This window comes from Glycomyces terrestris (assembly GCF_003933745.1).
GTDB lineage: Bacteria > Actinomycetota > Actinomycetes > Mycobacteriales > Micromonosporaceae > Glycomyces > Glycomyces terrestris.
Window position 1 is genome coordinate 763,281 of record NZ_RSEB01000004.1, and the last position, 17,460, is coordinate 780,740.

Annotated in this window: 17 protein-coding genes; 6 read left to right on the forward strand and 11 right to left on the reverse strand. The window is 73.7% G+C overall.

What is annotated here, in order from left to right:
- Window positions 1–8 precede the first annotated feature (8 nt).
- Window positions 9–338, forward strand: coding sequence for a hypothetical protein (locus EIW28_RS17550; RefSeq protein ID WP_197717340.1), 330 nt, complete (start codon window positions 9–11; stop codon window positions 336–338).
- Here the strand turns inward: EIW28_RS17550 and EIW28_RS25470 are convergent.
- Together EIW28_RS25470 and EIW28_RS17560 are read right to left on the reverse strand one after the other, a co-directional pair.
- Entirely contained in the window at window positions 325–2,757 is a 2,433-nt protein-coding gene (locus tag EIW28_RS25470) for a S8 family serine peptidase (protein WP_125248971.1), read from the reverse strand. The two genes, EIW28_RS17550 and EIW28_RS25470, sit on opposite strands and share 14 nt — an antisense overlap.
- Window positions 2,758–2,809: 52 nt before the next feature.
- The gene (locus tag EIW28_RS17560) at window positions 2,810–4,054 is read right to left on the reverse strand and encodes an MFS transporter (RefSeq protein ID WP_158630450.1); all 1,245 of its coding nucleotides are present in this window, start codon (window positions 4,052–4,054) and stop codon (window positions 2,810–2,812) included.
- A gap of 40 nt (window positions 4,055–4,094) precedes the next feature.
- On the opposite strand from EIW28_RS17560, the gene EIW28_RS17565 reads away from it, so the two are divergent.
- A complete protein-coding gene (locus EIW28_RS17565; protein ID WP_125248973.1) occupies window positions 4,095–4,583 on the forward strand; it encodes a MarR family winged helix-turn-helix transcriptional regulator in 489 nt (162 codons plus the stop codon).
- Here the strand turns inward: EIW28_RS17565 and EIW28_RS17570 are convergent.
- Entirely contained in the window at window positions 4,580–5,524 is a 945-nt protein-coding gene (locus EIW28_RS17570) for a helix-turn-helix transcriptional regulator (protein WP_125248974.1), read from the reverse strand. The two genes, EIW28_RS17565 and EIW28_RS17570, sit on opposite strands and share 4 nt — an antisense overlap.
- A gap of 85 nt (window positions 5,525–5,609) precedes the next feature.
- On the opposite strand from EIW28_RS17570, the gene EIW28_RS17575 reads away from it, so the two are divergent.
- From EIW28_RS17575 to EIW28_RS17585, 3 genes are read left to right on the forward strand one after another with little or no spacing between them, the layout of a single operon-like run.
- Complete coding sequence (locus EIW28_RS17575; RefSeq protein ID WP_125248975.1) at window positions 5,610–6,008, forward strand: VOC family protein; 399 nt, start codon at window positions 5,610–5,612, stop codon at window positions 6,006–6,008.
- Complete coding sequence (locus EIW28_RS24330; protein WP_158630451.1) at window positions 6,005–6,577, forward strand: YdeI/OmpD-associated family protein; 573 nt, start codon at window positions 6,005–6,007, stop codon at window positions 6,575–6,577. Before EIW28_RS17575 ends, EIW28_RS24330 begins: the two co-directional genes overlap by 4 nt.
- A gap of 33 nt (window positions 6,578–6,610) precedes the next feature.
- Window positions 6,611–7,759 carry an aminotransferase class I/II-fold pyridoxal phosphate-dependent enzyme gene (locus EIW28_RS17585; protein ID WP_197717341.1) on the forward strand — a complete coding sequence of 383 codons (1,149 nt, stop codon included), beginning with the start codon at window positions 6,611–6,613 and terminating at the stop codon, window positions 7,757–7,759.
- On the opposite strand, the gene EIW28_RS25475 is transcribed toward EIW28_RS17585, so the two are convergent.
- Window positions 7,756–9,108, reverse strand: coding sequence for an Hsp70 family protein (locus EIW28_RS25475; protein ID WP_125248977.1), 1,353 nt, complete (start codon window positions 9,106–9,108; stop codon window positions 7,756–7,758). The two genes, EIW28_RS17585 and EIW28_RS25475, sit on opposite strands and share 4 nt — an antisense overlap.
- 400 nt (window positions 9,109–9,508) lie before the next feature.
- Here EIW28_RS25475 and EIW28_RS17595 point away from each other — a divergent pair, with 400 nt between their 5' ends.
- Entirely contained in the window at window positions 9,509–9,850 is a 342-nt protein-coding gene (locus EIW28_RS17595) for an RNA polymerase-binding protein RbpA (RefSeq protein WP_091028371.1), read from the forward strand.
- 10 nt (window positions 9,851–9,860) lie between these two features.
- On the opposite strand, the gene EIW28_RS17600 is transcribed toward EIW28_RS17595, so the two are convergent.
- The 7 genes from EIW28_RS17600 to EIW28_RS17630 form a co-directional block, all read right to left on the reverse strand.
- On the reverse strand, window positions 9,861–10,406 hold the full coding sequence (locus tag EIW28_RS17600) for an FxsA family protein (protein WP_158630452.1): 546 nt from the start codon (window positions 10,404–10,406) through the stop codon (window positions 9,861–9,863).
- A complete protein-coding gene (locus tag EIW28_RS17605) occupies window positions 10,403–11,194 on the reverse strand; it encodes a polyprenol monophosphomannose synthase (protein ID WP_125248979.1) in 792 nt (263 codons plus the stop codon). Before EIW28_RS17605 ends, EIW28_RS17600 begins: the two co-directional genes overlap by 4 nt.
- Before the next feature lie 12 nt (window positions 11,195–11,206).
- Window positions 11,207–12,886 carry an apolipoprotein N-acyltransferase gene (gene lnt / locus EIW28_RS17610; protein WP_125249077.1) on the reverse strand — a complete coding sequence of 560 codons (1,680 nt, stop codon included), beginning with the start codon at window positions 12,884–12,886 and terminating at the stop codon, window positions 11,207–11,209.
- A 542-nt stretch (window positions 12,887–13,428) separates the two neighbouring features.
- Complete coding sequence (locus tag EIW28_RS17615) at window positions 13,429–14,985, reverse strand: amidohydrolase (RefSeq protein ID WP_125248980.1); 1,557 nt, start codon at window positions 14,983–14,985, stop codon at window positions 13,429–13,431.
- Window positions 14,986–14,998: 13 nt separating this feature from the next.
- The gene (locus EIW28_RS17620) at window positions 14,999–15,745 is read right to left on the reverse strand and encodes an amino acid ABC transporter ATP-binding protein (protein WP_125248981.1); all 747 of its coding nucleotides are present in this window, start codon (window positions 15,743–15,745) and stop codon (window positions 14,999–15,001) included.
- Window positions 15,742–16,524 (reverse strand): amino acid ABC transporter permease, encoded by a 783-nt coding sequence (locus EIW28_RS17625; RefSeq protein WP_125249078.1) that lies wholly within the window; start codon window positions 16,522–16,524, stop codon window positions 15,742–15,744. The genes EIW28_RS17620 and EIW28_RS17625 overlap by 4 nt, the downstream gene beginning before the upstream one ends.
- Window positions 16,525–16,559: 35 nt before the next feature.
- Entirely contained in the window at window positions 16,560–17,345 is a 786-nt protein-coding gene (locus EIW28_RS17630) for a transporter substrate-binding domain-containing protein (RefSeq protein ID WP_158630453.1), read from the reverse strand.
- Between the last annotated feature and the right edge of the window lie 115 nt (window positions 17,346–17,460).

Sequence of the window (17,460 nt, forward strand, 5' to 3'; positions counted from 1 at the left end):
TCGGGCTCATGGAGGACGAGGGCCCGCTGCTGCGCGAGGTGTACCCGGACCTCGTCGCGGAGCTGGAGCGGCTGCTGGAGGACGAGGGCGAGCGGTACCTGTCGATCACGGTGCGGGACCTGCGGATCGTAGCGGAGTGCGAGTGCCGGGACGACTACTGCCAGAGCATCCGGACCGCCCCGCACCCGCCCGGCGAGCCGTACGGGGCCGGGCACCAGAACGTGCTGCTCGACCCCGAGGAGGGGATGCTCGTGCTGGACGTGCTGAACGAGCGGATCGTGTACGTCGAGATCCTGTTCCGGCCCCCGATGGCCCGCCGGGACGTCAGCCGGCCGTAGCCGGCGCGAGCGTCCAGAGCGCTTCGGCCGCACCGTGGTCGGGGGCGGCGTTCGCGGCGGCCAGCGCGAAGTCCTGGCGGAGGCCGCCGGTGGGGGCCGCGCCGGGCGAGTGCTGGGTGACCGAGACGCCGCGGACGCGGAGCGTGTAGACGCCCGCCTCGGGTGCGGCGACGGTGATCTGCTGGACGTTGTTGGTGACGCGGGTGACGGGGTTGGCGTCCCAGTTGAGGACCTCGCCGGAGGGCGTCTCGAGCTGGAGGTAGAGCTCGTTGACGAGGCCGCCGATGCCTTCGAGGGCGGGCGCGTCGGTCCACGCGAGGGTGGCCTTGAGGGGCCGGGCGGGGTCGGCGGCGGTGAGGCGGAAGGCGCGGATCTCGCCGGTGGCGACGGCGTGGGCGGGGTCGTCGGCGAAGCCAATGCGCTGCTCGGGGCCGATGGCGGCGGCGACGTCGACGCGGCCGAAGCCGGAGACGTGGTTGGGTCCGGCGGGGATCTCGCCGGGGTACTGGCCGGGGATGTGGACGGCGCCGTTGACGAGGAGGGCCTTGAGGAGGGCGCCGGAGGGGCGGCGGCCGTCCTCGAGGTGGCCGGCGGCGGCGAGGCGCTGGCGGACGAGGGCGGCGGCTCCGGCGACGAGCGGGGTGGCCATGCTGGTGCCGCCGCTCCAGCAGTAGCGGTCGCGCAGGGGGTGGTCGGCGGGGAGGCGGCCCCAGAGGGGGTCGCCGTCGCCGTCGTAGACGGAGGTGAGCATGGAGAGGACGTTGGTGCCGGGGGCGACGACGTCGGGCTTGATGCGGAGGTCGTCGGTGGGGCCGCGGGAGGAGAAGGCGGCCATGCCGTCGATGTTGTCGGAGACGTGGCCGGCGGCGGCGAGCTTGGGGTAGCCGGACCACTCGCTCCAGTCGCGGTCGAGGCCGGGGGCCGGGTCGGAGCCCGGGGGGCGGTCGTTCTCGGTGGCGCCCACGGTGAGGCAGTTCTTGGCGGTGCCGGGCGAGCCCATGGAGTCGCGGTCGATCCGGCCGTCGCCGTCGGCGTCCTCGCCGTCGTTGCCGGCGGCGAAGAGGACGAGCATGTCGGGGTGGTTCCAGGTGAAGGCGTCGACGGAGCGGGCGTTCTGGCTGTACTCGCCGGCGAGGGGCGCGCCCCAGGAGTTGGTGTGGACGCGGGCGCCGGCGTCGTAGGCCTCGGCGAAGAGGGCGGCGATGTCGCCGGGGATGCCGTAGAGGCCGGATTCGGGCGGGGGCCAGGGGAAGGTGAAGGGCTGGAGTCCGGCGGCGGCGAGTTCGGCGCGGGACTTCCAGCGGATGCGCTGGGCGATGGCCTGGAAGAAGACCTGGGCGCCGGGGGCGACGCCGGCGGGGACGGGTCCGGCGCCGGCGAGGCGGGCGGCCTCGCCGTTGCCGAGGACGGAGCCGGTGACGTGGGTGCCGTGGCCGGATTCGATGTCGGCGGGGCCGTCGTCGTGGGCGGGCGGGTCGTTGGTGAAGGGCGACAGGACGTTCCGGGTGGGCCAGGAGGTGATGCCGGCGACGCGGCCGCGCACGTCGGGGTGGACGGTCTCGGGGTCGCCGTTGTCGAGACCCGAGTCGCAGACGGCGACGATCTGGCCGGCGCCGGTGAGTTCGAGGCCGGCGAAGACGCGGTCGTCGGGGACGCCCATGACGGCGGTGGCGCGGTCGTTGCTGGTCTGGGAGAAGGCGTAGGGCACGATCGCCTGCACGCCTTGGAGGTCGGCGAGGTCGGCGATGAGGGTGCGGGGGACGCTGGCGACGACGGAGGAGGGCAGGACGGTGAGGACGGTGCCGCCGGAGCGGCGGATGCGGTCGGTGAGCGCGGCGGTGTCCTCGCCGGGGAAGACGGCGACCTCGACCATCTGGAGGGCGTCGTCGGCGAAGGCGTCGGGGTCGACGGCGGCGAGCTGCTCGGCGCCGAGTTCGCGCGGGAGCTGCTGGAGTTTGGTGGAGACCTTCATGGCGGGCCGGTATGGGGTGACCTCCTCGACCCGCGGGAGGTCCCGGATGGCCTGCACGCGTTCGGGAAGGGCGCCGACGAGGAGGGTGAACCCGGAGAGGCTGCCGTGGATCTCGGCGCCCGCCTCGGTGAGCTCGGCGAGCCAGGCGGCGGTGGGCGGGCCGATGAGCTTGACGAGCCAGTAGGCGGTGCGGCCGGGTTCGGGTTCGAGGGCGAGGTGCTCCTGGGCGTCGACGGCGGCGGCGAACGCGAAGCTGGCGCCGGCGGTCTGGACGGGCTGCTCGGGGAGGGGCGCGGTCTCGACGCCGCGGTCGGCGAGGTCGCGGGCCTGGCGGGCGGTGGTGGCGACGAGGAGGGAGTCGGGGTACTCGGCGAGGACTTCGGCGCCGGTGTCGCGGACGGCGTCGCGGTCGTCGGGGGTGCGCAGGGTGACGAGGAGCTTCGACATGGGTGGGCCTTCTTCCGGAGAGGTGCGCCGTCGGGCTGCCGGTCTCCTCAGGCTACGCGGGTTGCGTGACGGGTTGGGTGCGCAACGTATCCGCCGAACGGCTGAATGCGGCGGCGGGGAGGTGCCGCTCGGTGCACAGGAGGATGAGCCCCCCGGCGAGGACGGCGGCGGCGAGCGCGGCCCACAGCTGCCAGGTTCCGGCGTCGAGGAGGAGGCCGAGGGCCATGGGGGCGACGGTGCGGCACAGGGACCAGGACAGCTGGTAGACCGAGAGGTAGCGGCCGCGCACGTGGTCGGGGGCGGCCTGGACGGCGAGGCTCTGGGCGGGCGCGGAGTGGATGAGCTCGCCGGCGGTGTAGAGGACGGCGACGGCGAGGACCGCGGCGGCGCCGCCGCCGGCGGCGGGCAGGACCGCGAAGGCGGCGAAGGAGAGCGCGAAGACGGCGGTGCCGAGGGCGGCGCCGCGGGTGCGGCGGGCGCGGGCGGTGGCGCGGGCGGCGGGGACGCCGAGGAGGGCCACGAGCGCGGTGTTGGCGGCGAAGACGGCGCCGGCGAGGGCGTCGGGGAGGCCGACGTCGCGGGTGAGGAACACCGGGAGGGCGATGGCCTGGGCGGTGTAGCCGAAGGCGATGAGGAAGTTCGCGGCGGTGAGCGCGAGGTAGGGCCGGTCGGCGAGGACGGCGCGGTAGCCGCCGCGGGCGGCGGCGGGCGCGGGGGCCGGGCGGGGCCCGGTGCGGACGGGGGCGACGATCGCGGCCGCGGCGGCGCAGGCGGCGGCGAGGGCGGCGGCGGCCGCGAGGAAGCCGGCGCCGGTGCCGCCGAGGGCGAGCATCCCGGCGGCGGCGAGGGCGCCGAATCCCATGGCGCCGTTGCGCAGGCTCCGGTCCCAGGCGAGGAGCCGGTCGCGTTCGGCGCCGCGGGCCATCTCGCCGATGAGGGACTGCTGGCCGGGGGCCGCGGCCCACATGGCGACGGCGACGAGGAGGGCGACGCCGAGGAACGCGGTGTAGGTGTGGGCGAGCGGGTAGAGCGCGAAGCCGACGCCGCGCAGGGCGAGGGCGGCGACGTAGACGCGCTTGCCGCCGAAGCGGTCGATGAGGGCGCCGACGGCGGGCATGGAGGCGAGCGCGCCGAGGCCGGCGAGGGTGAGGCCGGTGCCGATCGCGGTGAGGGACTTCCCGGTGAGGGCGTGGACGAAGAGCATGGTGAGGGGCACGTAGACGCCCTGGCCGAGGGCGTCGACGAAGCCGGCGGCGATGAAGCGGCGGCGGTCGCCGGCCGAGAAGTTATCTTCCATGGAAGACATATTATCTTCCTTGGAAGGTAGAATGCAAGGCATGCGGAAGGAAGAACCGAACGACGCCGTCGCCGGCATGGTCGGCCAGTGGCGGCGCGAGCGCCCCGACCTGGACGCCTCGCCGATGCTCGTGGTGGGCAGGCTGTTCCGCCTCGCCGAGGACTTCGACCGGCGGCTGCGCCCGCCGTTCGCCGCGGCCGGGCTCGGCAACGGCGACTTCGACGTCCTCGCGGCGCTGCGGCGCTCCGGCGAGCCGTACACGCTCTCGGCGGGCGACCTCAGCCGCACCGTCCTGGTCACCACCGGCGCGATCACCAAGCGCGTCGACCGCCTGGAGGCCAAGGGCCTGGTCGCCCGGTCGGTCACCGACGAGGACGCCCGCGGCCGCCGGATCGCGCTGACGCCCGCGGGCCTCGCACTCACCGACGAGCTCATGGGCGTGCACCTGGCGAACCAGGCGCGGCTCCTGGAGCCGCTGAGCGCGGCGGAGCGGGAGGCGCTCGCCGCGCTCCTGGCGAAGCTGTCCTAGGCGGCGCTTAGGCGCTCGGCGAGGGCCCGCAGCTCCCCTCGCAGCGCGTCCGGCTCCTCCACGGTGAACGGCAGGTCGAGGCCCGCGGCGAACAGCGCCAGGTCCCGCAGCGAGTCGGTCCCGGTCTCCCACCGGCATTCGCGCTCGCCCGCGGCCTCCAGCAGGCCGCTGCCGACCGGGAGCCGGTCGGCCGCCTCCGCAAGGGGCACATGGAGTCTGATACGAGCGCGGTGGCGCCAGGCGGACCGGCCGATGCCGTCGAGGACGTGCGCCACGGCCTCGGCGGGCGGCTCCTTCGGGGTGAACCGCGGGCCGTTCGGGGTGCGCGGCTCGATGCGGTCGGCGCGGAAGGTGCGCCAGTCGCCGCGGTCGGCGTCCCACGCGAGCAGGTACCAGCGCCGCCCGGTGTAGACGAGCCGGTGCGGCTCGGCCCGGCGGCGGCTCCGCTCCCCCGCCCGGTCGAGGTAGTCGAACCGCAGCTGCTCGCACCGGTGCACGGCCTCGGCGATCGCGGTGAGCAACGCCGCGTCCACGGCCGGGCCGGCCGCGGCGGCCGCCGCGGTGGCCGAGCGGAGCACCCCGATGCGCCGCCGCAGCCGCGCGGGCATCGTCTGCTCGAGCTTCGCCAGCGCCCGCAGCGAGGTCTCCTCGATCCCGGCCACCGCCCCGGTCGCGGCCGCGCGCAGGCCGACCGCGACCGCGACGGCCTCCTCGTCGTCCAGCAGGAGCGGCGGCACGGCGCTCCCCGCTTCGAGCCGGTACCCGCCGGCCGGGCCGGTCGCGGACGCGACCCGGTAGCCGAGCTGGCGGAGCCGGTCGACGTCGGCGCGCACGGTCCGGGTGCTCACCTCCAGGCGCTCGGCCAGCGCGGCGCCGGTCCAGTCGCGGCGGGCCTGGAGGAGGGCGAGGAGGCGCAGCAGGCGCGCGGAGGTCTCGAGCATCCTCGGATTCTCCCACGCATTGCGGAAGCTCTCCTTCCGCAATGCTCCGTAGCGTGGGGTGCAACGACAAACGAAGGAGCACGACATGCTGCGGGGATTCGCCACCGTCACCTATTTCGCCGAGGACCTGGACGCCGCGAAGGCGTGGTACGCCGAGCTGCTCGGCATCGAGGCCTACTTCGAGGTGCCCGGCGGGTACGCCGAGTTCCGGGTGGGCGACTACGGGCACGAGCTCGGGCTCGTCAAGGGCAGCTGGGCGCCGCACGACATGGCGGCCGCGCCCGGCGGCGCGATCGCGTACTGGCACGTCGACGACCTCGACGCCGCCATCGCGCGCCTGACCGCGATGGGCGCCGTCGAGCACGAGCCGAAGACCGTGCGCGGGGAGGGCTTCGTGACCGCGTCCTTCGCGGACCCGTTCGGGAACGTCCTCGGCGTCATGTTCAACCAGCACTACCTCGACGTGCTCGGGGCGCAGCGGTGAGCGCGCACGAGTTCGCCGACCTCGCCGCCTGGGAGGCGTGGCTGGAGCGGCACCACGGGGACCGGACCGAGGCGTGGCTGCGGATCGGCAAGCGCCGCACCGCGCTCGCGCTCATCCGCATCGAGGACGCCATCGACGGCGCGCTGTGCTTCGGCTGGATCGACGGCCAGCGCAAGGCGCTCGACGGCGACTCGTTCCTCCAGCGGTTCTCGCCGCGCCGGGCCGCGAGCCCGTGGTCGCTGGTGAACCGGGTCAAGGCCGACGGGCTCGTCGCGGCGGGCCGGATGCGGCCGGCGGGCGCGGCCCGGATCGCCGAGGCGCGGGCCGACGGGCGCTGGGACGCGGCCTACGAGGGGCAGCGCAGCGCCGCCGTCCCGCCGGAGCTGGCCGCTGCGGCCGCGGCGGCGGGCGTGGAGGAGGCGCTGGCGGCGCTGGGCCGGGGCGAGCGGTACGCGCTCATGCTGCCGGTGCTCCAGGCGCGCACGGCGGCCGCGCGGGAGCGGATCGCGGCGCGGATCGCCGCCGGGCTCGCCGAGCGGCGGGGGGCGGGCCCGGCCGCGCCGGCGTGAGCGATGATGGCCGGGTCCGCTAAGGAGGCGACCATGGAGCTACCGGGCCCGGCCAAACCGCAGACCACGATCTTCACCGTCATGTCCGCGCTCGCGCAGCGGCACGGGGCGGTGAACCTCGGGCAGGGCTTCCCCGACGAGTCGGGGCCCGCGCACGTCGTCGAGGCGGCCGTCGCGGCGATGCGGGAGGGCCGCAACCAGTACCCGCCGATGCCGGGCGTCCTGGAGCTGCGGCAGGCGATCGCGGCCCACCAGCGCGACTGGTACGGGCTGGAGCCGGGCGTCGAGGACGGCGTCGTGGTGACCGCGGGCGCCTCGGAGGCGATCGCGGCCGCGATGCTCGCGTTCGTGCGCCCGGGCGACGAGGTCGTGGCGATGGAGCCGTTCTACGACTCGTACAAGGCGTCCGTGGAGCTCGCCGGCGGCGCGATCGTGCCGTGGCCCCTGGAGGCCCCGGAGTTCCGGCCCGACCTGGACCGGCTCGCGGCGCTGGTGAACGACCGCACCCGGCTGCTGCTGGTGAACTCCCCGCACAACCCGACCGGGACGGTCCTGGACCGGGCCGAGCTGGAGGGGATCGCGCGGATCGCCGTCGAGCGGGACCTGCTCGTGGTCACCGACGAGGTGTACGAGCACCTGGTGTTCGGCGGCCGGTCGCACGAGCCGATCGCGGCCCTGCCAGGCATGTGGGACCGGACGGTGACGATCGGGTCGGCCGGGAAGACGTTCTCGGTGACCGGCTGGAAGATCGGGTGGGCGACGGGCCCGGCGGCGCTCGTCGACCGCGTCAAGGGCGTCAAGCAGTACCTGTCGTTCGCGTCGGGGACGCCGTTCCAGTACGGGATCGCCGCAGCGCTCGGCTCCGGCCGCGACTACTACGAGGCGTACCTCGCCTCGTACGCCGAGCGGCGCGACCTGCTCGCGCAGGGCCTGGCCGGGCTCGGGTTCACCGTGTACGAGCCCGAGGGCACGTACTTCATCACCGCCAGCGCGGCCCCGCTCGGGTATGGGGACGGCATGGCGTTCTGCCTGGAGCTGCCGGAGCGGTGCGGGGTCGTGGCGATCCCGAACCAGGTGTTCTACGCGGACCCCGCGGCGCCGAGGCCGGAGGTCCGCTTCACGTTCTGCAAGCCCCGGGCCGTCCTGGAGGAGGGCCTGGAGCGCCTGCGCAAGGGCCTCTAGACGATCACCGACAGGAGCACGAAGAAGACCACGAGCAGGATGATGACGGCCGCGCCGGTCACGAGGACGGCGGGCTCCTGCGACAGGGGCCGGCCCGCAGGCGGCTGCTGGTAGGCGGGCTGGGGCTGCGGCGCGGGCTGGTAGTTCGTCTGCGGCGGCAGCATCTGCGGGGCCTGGACCGGCTGGGGGGCCTGCACGGGCGGGCGCGGGGCCGACATGTGCCCGGCCGGGGAGACGGGCCCGCCGGAGGTCGGGCGGGTCATCGGCTGCTGCTCGGTCGGGGCCGGGCCGGAGGCGGCGCGGACCGCGCCCTCGACCACGACGGTCTCGGGCTGCTCGAACGTCTGCGGCGGGACGCCCAGCTTGGAGTGGATGAGCTGGGAGATCATCGGGATGCGCGAGGAGCCGCCGACGAGGAAGATCCCGACGAGGTCGGCGGGGTTCATGCGCGCGGAGCTGATGGCCCGCTGGAGGCAGTCGACGGTCCGCTCCAGCGGCGGGCGGGCGATGTCCTCGAACTCGGCGCGCGTCAGGTGGGCGTCGACCTCGAGCGCGGGCAGGTGGATGTCGGCGCTCGCGGTGCGCGAGAGCGTCTCCTTGGCGCCGCGCACGTCCTCGTAGAGCATGCGGCGGTAGCGGCGGTCGCGGTCGTCGGCGGGGGTGAGGAGCCGCTGCCAGTCGGCGGGGTGCGAGGCGCCGTAGGTCTTGCCGAGGTGCTCGACGATGCCGTGGTCGAAGTCGAGGCCGCCGATGTCGCCGATGCCCTCCTCGGCGAGGACCTCGAAGCCGGTCTGGGTGCGGCGCACGACCGTGGCGTCGAAGGTGCCGCCGCCGAGGTCGTAGATGGCGAGGGAGCGCCCGGGCGGGACGGCGGTGCCGAGCACCGACGTGAAGTAGGAGGCCGCGGCGACCGGCTCGGGGATGAGCTGCGGGGCCGGGAGGCCGGCGAGGCGCGCGGAGTCGACGAGGATGGAGCGGCGGCGCTCGCCCCAGCGCGCCGGGTGGGTGAGGCGGACCTGGCCGGGCATCTGGCCGGCCTGGCGCTGGGCCTCCAGGGCCACCTGCTGGAGCACGTACGCGAACACCTGCGGCACCGGGATCTCGGAGGTGCCCAGGAACAGCGAGCCGTCGTCGATGCGGCGCTTCGGGTTCGGCTCGAACCGCGCGGGGTCCATGCGGGCGTTGCGCTCGGCGTCGCGGCCGACGAGCATGCGGCCGTCGGAGTTGTAGTAGACCGCCGAGGGCAGGATCGGAGCACCGTCGAACAGCAGCGGTCGTACGCGTCCGTCGGCCGAACGCAGCACGGCGACGGTGTTCGAGGTTCCGAAGTCGATTCCAAGCACGTGCATGTGAGAACTCCTTGTCTGGTGCACACCTTACTGGGCCCGTCCACCCTCGATGCGACCCGTTCGGTGTTCACGCGTCGCTCACGCACCGTTCGCACCCGCTTCGCCCGGGTCGCGAGCGGCATCTCACGTGCTCGCCCGCGCGGATCGGGGCCCGTGTTGTGTCACACTTCAAGGGGACGTCCGTGGCGGCCGCGACCGCGCCGGGCCACACTTGGGGGTCCGCGTCGGAACGGCTGCATCAGCGGACGGCCGTGCCGGGAAGGATCCGGCCAGGTCCCGGCGTTGTACGAAGCGAAGGCTCCCAGGATTCGGCGTGATCCGGGGGCGCGCAGCGCGGCCGGGGACCGACCGGCCCGGCTGCGTGGGTCAGGGCAAGTGCTCAAAGGAAGTGCAGGGGAACATGGGCGACAGAATGCTGAGGGGCTCCCGTCTCGGCGCCGTCAGCTACGAATCGGACCGCAACACGGAGCTGGCGCCCCGCCAGACCCGTGATTACGTGTGCCCGCAGGGCCACCGCTTCGAGGTGCCGTTCGCCGTCGAGGCAGAGATCCCGCTCACGTGGGAGTGCCGCCTGGACGGGACCACCGCCAAGCTCGTCGACGGCGAGGAGCCGGAGACGAAGAAGGTCAAGCCGCCGCGCACCCACTGGGACATGCTGCTGGAGCGCCGGTCGATGGAGGAGCTCGAGGAGATCCTCGACGAGCGCCTCCAGGAGATGCGCGCCCGCCGCGGCGAGCGCTAGCGCCTGAGACTCACGGACCCTGGTCGATCGACCGGGGTCCGTTGTCGTACCGCCTCGGCTCGTCCTCGGGGAAGCGCGGGTCGTCGGCGAAGCGGGGGTCGGCGGCGTCGCGCTCCGCGATCACCTCGCCGTCGATGACGTCGCCGCCGCCGAAGCGCATGACGGGGGTGCGGGCGGCGATCCAGCGGCCCAGGCCCCGGAAGATGAACCGGGTCGGCGGGAACAGCAGCAGCAGCCCGACGAGGTCGGTGACGAAACCGGGGATGATCAGGCAGAACGCGCCCGCCAGCGCGTACCCGTTCGGGGGTTCCCGCGACGGGTCGCCGCCCGAGTTGAGGTAGTCGCGGGCGGCCCGGAAGGACTTCCTGCCGACATGGCCGACGAGTGCGACGCCGAGGGCGGTCGTGCCCGCGAAGATCAGGAACGTGTAGAAGAACCCGACGAGGTAGGCCAGGCCGAAGAAGGCGGCGGCCTCGGCGACGATCCACACCGCCAGCGCGAGCCTGAGTGCGAACGGGGCCCGCTTCGGTGCCTGCGGCGGATGCTGGTGCGTCACCCCTCGATTCTGCCACGGGAGAAGACCCGCCGGAGTTGCCGTGCGCGGTGGGCGAATCCCCACCGGGTCACGTTCCACAGGGCTTCGACCGTGATGGCGCCGTTCATCTTCGAGGCGCCGGCGCGGCGCTCGGTGAAGACGATGGGGACCTCGCGGATGTCGAACCCGGCCTTGACGGCGCGCCAGGTGAGGTCGATCTGGAAGCAGTAGCCGACGGAGTTGACGGTGTCGAGCTGGAGCTTCTGGAGGGCGTCGAGGCGGTAGGCGCGGTAGCCGGCGGTGACGTCCTGGACCTGGAGGCCGAGCATGGCGCGGGTGTAGATCCCGGCGCAGCGCGAGAGCGCGAGCCGGTGGAGGGCCCAGTTGCGCACGGAGCCGCCGGGGATGTACCGGGAGCCGAGCGAGAGCTCGGCGCCGTCGGCGATCGCGTCGAGGAGGCGGGGCAGGTCGGCGGGGTCGTGGGAGCCGTCGGCGTCCATCTCGACGACGACGCGGTAGCCGCGCTCCCCCGCCCACGCGAACGCGGCGAGGTAGGCGGCGCCGAGGCCCTGCTTCTCGGAGCGGTGGAGGACGTGGACGCGGGGGTGGGCGTCGGCGAGGCGGTCGGCGATGTCGCCGGTGCCGTCGGGCGAGTTGTCGTCCACGATGAGGACGTCGATGTCCGGGCAGCCGTCGAGGGCGGCCGCGACGGTGGTCTCGATGTTGTCGCGCTCGTTGTAGGTGGGAATGGCCACAATGGCCGGACCGACATCGCTGCCGGGGACGTTCCGGTCCGGTGATCGACTCATGGGTCCGACTTTCTAGGCCTGGCTGCGGCGGTGCCGGATGTTGATGGCGATTGCGCAGGCCAGGGCCACCAGTGCCGCTCCGGTGAGGACCGCTTCAGGCAGAATACCCATTGTGGTCGCCGGTGTAAACGAAGCGGGCGAGGCGTCCGCGAGCGTCAGGTCGGTCTGGATGACGGCGGCGGTGTTGAACTCGGTGGCCTGCGAGACCGCTCCGGTGTGGTCGGTGAAGGCGGAGACGCCGACGGTGGAGGCCATGAGGCCGTCGCGGCCGTGCTCGATGGAGCGGATCTGGACCATCGCGAGCTGCTGCTGCGCCTCCTTCGTGTCGAAGGTGGCGTTGTTGGTCTGGACGACCATGAGCTGGGCGCCGGCGAGGACGGAGTCGCGGGTCTCGGCGTCGAAGGCGATCTCGAAGCAGATGAGCCCGGTGATGTCGGCGCCGGCCACGGGGATGACGCCTTCGCTGGTGCCGGGCGCGAAGCCGGCGACGTTGTCGAGGCCCTCGGACATGCGCGGGTCGATCCACCCGGCGATGGTGCTGAAGAAGTCCTTGTAGGGGACGTACTCGGCGAAGGGCACCGGGTGGCGCTTGGCGTACATGTGGACGGGCCCGTCCTCGGGATCCCACACGATGCTCATGTTGGAGACGGTGCCGTCGTCGTTGTGGACGATGCCGCCGAGGACGATCGGCGCGCCGATCGCGGCCGCCGCGAGGCTGATCCGGTCGTAGGCGTCCTGGTTCTCGATCGGGTCGATGTCGGAGGCGTTCTCGGGCCAGACGACGAAGTCGGGGCGCTCGGCGCGGCCTTCGTTGACGGCGTCGGCGAGGTCGAGCGTGCCTTGGACGTGGTTGTCGAGGACGGCGCGGCGCTGCTCGTTGAAGCCGAGGCCCAGGCGCGGGACGTTGCCTTGGACGACGGCCACGTTGACGGTGCTGCCCGAGCCGGCTGAGTAGAAGTTCACGAACGCCAGCGGCTTGAGCACGGCGAGCGGCCCTGCCGAGACGAGGACGAGCGCTCCGAGGAGCGCAGCCGTCTTCCCCAGCCATCGCCCCCGTCGCACAGTCACCGAATACCCCACCGTGAGGAGGAGCCCGCCCGCGAGGGCGACGACGAAGCTGAGGAGCGGCGCGCCGCCGAGCCAGGCGGCGGCCGCGGTGGGGGCGTCGGCCTGGCTGAACGCGAGGCGGGCCCACGGGAAGCCGCCGAAGGGCTGGCGGTCGCGCAGGGCCTCCTGGGCGACCCAGGCGACGCCGGTGAGCGGGGCCCAGATCCAGCGGTGGCGGTCGATCAGGCGCGAGCAGACGGCGAGGCCGGCGCCGAGGAGGCCGGTGCCGAGCGCTTCGAGCGCCGAGAGGAACAGCCAGGGCCACTGGCCGACCTGCGTCGAGGACCAGGCCAGGAGCGGCAGGAAGAACGCCATGCCGTAGACGAAGCCGATGCCGAGGCCCCCGCGCAGGCGGCGGCGGTGGACGGCCGCGCCGAACCCGGCGACGGACACGGCCGCGAGCGGCCAGGCGCCGTAGGGCGGGAACGCGAGGACGGCGAGCAGGCCGGAGGCGAGGGCGAGGACGAGCGCGGCGGGGAGGCTCAGGCGGCGCCCGAGCGGCGAGGCGACGAGGAGGGCGAGGCGGCGGGGCCGCGCGGCGGGGGCGTCCCCGGCCGGAGGCGCGTCGCGGACGTCTTCGGTCACGGTGCTCAAGTAGGGCGCTCCTCGCTCGTGCGCTGGCCGGATGGGCGCACCGGCGGCGAGGGGCCCTCGCGGACCGGTGGGGGTCAAGCGTACTGCGGGGACGGCAAAGGGGCGTAGCTGTGTCCGGCTACGCCCCTCGCACGGGTTTCTCCCAGTCCCTGTACGGCCGGTGTCCCCTGCCGCGTTCACTGGTGATCTTCGGACCAACTCGCACCCGTCTGGCTGAGCGTCTACGAGCTGTTGTCTAGGGATCACTGGTGTCCGCCGCGGGTCCACCACCGGCGACCGGCCCGCCTTCCTCCGCCGACCCCCGCGATCTGGACCTGGCCGCCGGTGGCAGTGCGGCCGCGCTGCCACCTTGTCCAGTCTGCGTGGGAGCAAAGCAAGTCGAGTCGCCCCCGACGTTCGGCGGGCCACCGTTTCAGGTCTTCCGCCGAGGACCAGACCACCGTAAGCCAAACAGCGCCGATGGCGTCAACCGGGTCGGAATTTTGGTCCAGCAATTTTTCTCGCGTCGGCGCCGCCGCGGGCGCAGGTCCAGGTCAGGCGCGCTGGTAGACGAGGGTTCCCTCCGCCACAGTGAGGACGCACTTCGGGTCGGCGGCGTCCGGGTCACTCAAGTCGGGGAGCCGCCCGCCGGTGAGGTCCCACACTGTGAAATTGGCGCGGGTGTTCGGGACGAGCGACCCGGAGTCGTCGATCCCCAGGGCCCTCCAGCCGCCCCTGGTGGCCGCCGTGAAGGCCGCGGTCGGTGAGAGGCGGGAGGCCGGGTTCCAGTGGCGCACGGCGGCTCTCACGCCGCCCCAGGGGTCCAGTGCGGTGACCGGCGAGTCGGAGCCGAAGGCGAGCGGGACGCCGACGCCGGCGAGCCTCGAGAGCGGGTTGGCCGCCAGCGCGCGCTCGCGCCCGAGGCGGGCCGCGTACATGCCGCCCGGGCCGCCCCAGGCGGCGTCGAACGCGGGCTGGACGGAGGCGTGGACGCCGTGGTGGACCATGCGGGCGATGAGGCCGGCGTCGAGGAGTTCGGCGTGCTCGATGCGGTGGCGCGCATGCCGGACGGCGTCGAGGCCGAGTTCGCGCTCGACCGCGTCGAGGCCGTCGAGGACGTTCGCGACGGCGCCGTCGCCGATGGCGTGGAAGGCAGCGGGCATGCCCGCGCGGTGGGCGGCGCGCAGGTGGGCGGCGACGTCGGCGGCGGTGAGGTACTCGGCGCCGAGGGTGTCCTCGTCGGCGTAGGGGGTGCGGAGGAAGGCGGTGCGGGCGCCGAGGGAGCCGTCGGCGGACAGGTCGCCGCCGGCGCCGTGGGCGCCGAGGTCGCGGGCCTTCTCGGCGGCGCCGAGCTCGCCCCACCAGCCGTAGACGGCGGGGTTGCCGGGCTCCCGGCCGAGGGCGACGAGGCCGGAGAACTCGGCTTCGGCGAGCGGGTCGGCGTCGTTGGGGATGGCCATCTCGGCGAGCGCGGCGATGCCGAGGCCCGCGGCGTGGGTCAGGCCGACCTGGGCGGTCGCGAGGCGCTGGGAGACGGGGATGGCGGCGTTGACGGTGGCGCGGGCGGCGCGGTGGGCGGCGCGGGTGAGGAGCCCGGAGGGGTGGTGGCCGTCGAGGGCGGCGAACTCGGGGTGCTCGGCGAGGAGGCGGGGCCCGGCGACGCCGATGTGGCCGCAGGCGCGCGACAGGTACGCGAGGCGGCCGCCGGCGGCGTTCCCGAGGTCCGGTGACGACGGCGGGACGGGGTCGGCCCATTCGGTCTCGTCCCAGCCGTGGGCGAGGACGATCGCGTCGGGCGGGAGGGCCGCGGCGAAGGCCGCGACGCGTTCGAGGACGGCGGCGGCGGAGGGGAGCCCGGCGAGGTGGAGGCCGGTGAGGGAGGCCCCGGTGCCGGTGAGGTGGACGTGGGAGTCCACGAACGCCGGGGTCACCAGGGCCCCTTCGAGGTCGACGGTGCGGTCGGCGGCGGGCAGGTCGTCGTCGCCGCCGACCCAGGCGATCCGGTCGCCCGCGGTGAGCAGGGCGGTCGCGGCGGGGTGGGTCGGGCTCAGGACCCGCCCGCCGCGCCAGAGGGTGCGTTCGGTCCGCTCGGTGTGCTCGAGGAGGCTCATGCCTCCCATGATGTCAGTCGACCGGGTGCAGGACGCGGTGGAGGAAGGTGCGGGCCCGCTCGGTCTTGGGGTCGGTGAGGACCTCGGCCGGGGCGCCCTGCTCGACGATGACGCCGCCGTCGAGGAACAGGACCCGGTCGGCGACCTCGCGGGCGAACGCCATCTCGTGGGTGACCACGAGCATCGTCATGCCCTCGGCGGCGAGCCCCTTCATGACCGAGAGGACCTCGCCGACGAGTTCGGGGTCGAGGGCGCTGGTGGGCTCGTCGAAGAGCATGAGCCGCGGCTTCATCGCCAGCGCGCGGGCGATGGCGACGCGCTGCTGCTGCCCGCCGGACAGCTGCGCGGGCCGGGCCCGCTCCTTGCCCTCGATGCCGACCTCGGCGAGGAGGCGGCGCGCCTCGGCGACCGCTTCGTCCTTGGGGGTCTTGCGGACCCGCCGCTGCGGGACGACGAGGTTGTCGAGGATCGACAGGTGGCTGAACAGGTTGAAGTGCTGGAAGACCATGCCGATGTCGCGGCGGGCGGCGTCGAGGTCGGCGTCGGGTCCGGTCATGTCGTGCCCGGCGGCGGTGATGGTGCCCGCGGTGGGCGTCTCGAGGAGGTTGACGCAGCGCAGGAGGGTGGACTTGCCGGAGCCGGAGGGCCCGATGAGGCACACGACCTCGCCTTCGGCGATCTCGAGGTCGATGCCGCGCAGGACCTCGTTGTCGCCGAAGCGCTTGTGCAGTCCCGCGATCGTCACTATGGGCGCGGTCATCGCCGGTCCTCCCGGTTCTCGAGGCGGCGGGCGAGGAGCCCGAGGGGGATCGTCAGCAGCAGGTAGAGCAGGCCGCCGACGAGCAGCGGGGTGGCGTTGGCGGTGTCGGTGAGCTCGTTGCGCGCGAACTTGGACAGCTCCATCGTGGCGGTGGTGACGCCGAGGACGAACACGAGGGAGGAGTCCTTGGTGAGCATGACGAGTTCGTTCGTCAACGGGGGCACGACGATGCGCAGCGCCTGCGGGAGGACGACGGTGACCATGGTGCGGGTGTGGCTCATGCCGAGGGAGCGGGCGGCCTCGACCTGGCCGCGGGGGACGGCCTGGATGCCGGCGCGGACGCTCTCGGCGATGTAGGCGGAGGAGGTGAGGCCGAGGCCGATGGCGACCTGGCCGTAGACGCCGCCTGGGTACTGGATGCCCGGGAACGCCTGGGGGACGCCGAATCCGACGAGGAAGAGGACGAGGAGGGCGGGCAGGCCGCGGAAGACCTCGACGTACGCGGTCGCGAACCAGCGGTAGGGGCCGAACGCCGAGACGCGCATGAGCGCGATGGGGACGCCGACGACCATGCCGAACGCGAACGCGAGGACGGTGTAGACGATCGTGTTCCAGAACGAGGTCCACACCGCGGGGAACATGTCGGCCGCGATGTCGAGCTGGAAGAACGAGGCGGCGATCTGCTCCCAGTCGGCCGCCGCCGCGAGGAGCGCGACGACGGCGACGAGGACGGCGTACTGGAGGCCGCGCGCAAGGCGGCGCCGCTGCCTGGCCGTCATCCGGGCGGGCGCGGCTTCGGTGGTGGCGGCCTCCACTACTGGTCGAGGTTCCCGGTGTAGGGCTCGCCGATCCACTGCTCGTACAGCTCCGCGTAGGTGCCGTCGGCGAAGATCTCGTCGAGCATGGCGTTCACCTCGTCGAGGAGCTCCGTGTCGTCCTTCTGGACGGCGAAGCCGTAGTGCTCGGCGGTCTCGATGGTCTGGACGAGCTGGAGGTCGGTGGCGGTCTCGATCATCTCGTTCCAGGTGGCGAGGTCGGCGATGGAGGCCTGGACGCTCCCGGCGGTGAGCGCGGAGGCGATGTCGCCCATGGACTCGAAGGCGACGACCTCGTAGCCGTACTGCTCGGCGTTGTCGTTGGCGTAGGCCTCGCCGGTGGAGCCGGACTGGACGGCGACCTGGGCGCCGTCGAGGTCCTCGAGGGCGGCGACGGCCGAGCCGGAGGGCACGACGAGGGCCTGGTCGGCGCGGTAGTACGCCTGGGACATGCCCATGGCGGCCTGGCGCTCCTCGGTGATGGAGAGGCCGGCGGCGGCGATGTCGCAGGTGCCGGCGTTCAGGGCCTCGCCGGAGGAGATCGACTCGAAGCCGATCTCGACGATCTCGACGGACTGGTCGAGGCGCTCGGCGAGCAGGTTCATGAGGTCGATGTCGAAGCCGGCGTACTCGCCGTCCTGCTCGAACTCGAAGGGCTCGAAGGGGACGTTGGTGCAGACGGTGAGGGTGGAGTCGTCCTCGGCTCCGGACGAGCATGCTGCTGCGGCGAGCCCGGTCCCGATCAGGGCCAGGGCGGCCGCGGCGCGGCGGGTGTGCGTGTTCACCTGAAGGCTCCTCATAGTTCGCTGATGGGCCGATCTTTCCGGTCGGACCCTCCCATACTTGTGCCACCTGGGCCGTAATGTGGCAGGTTTCGCAGTTCGGCCGGGCGCCTCGCCG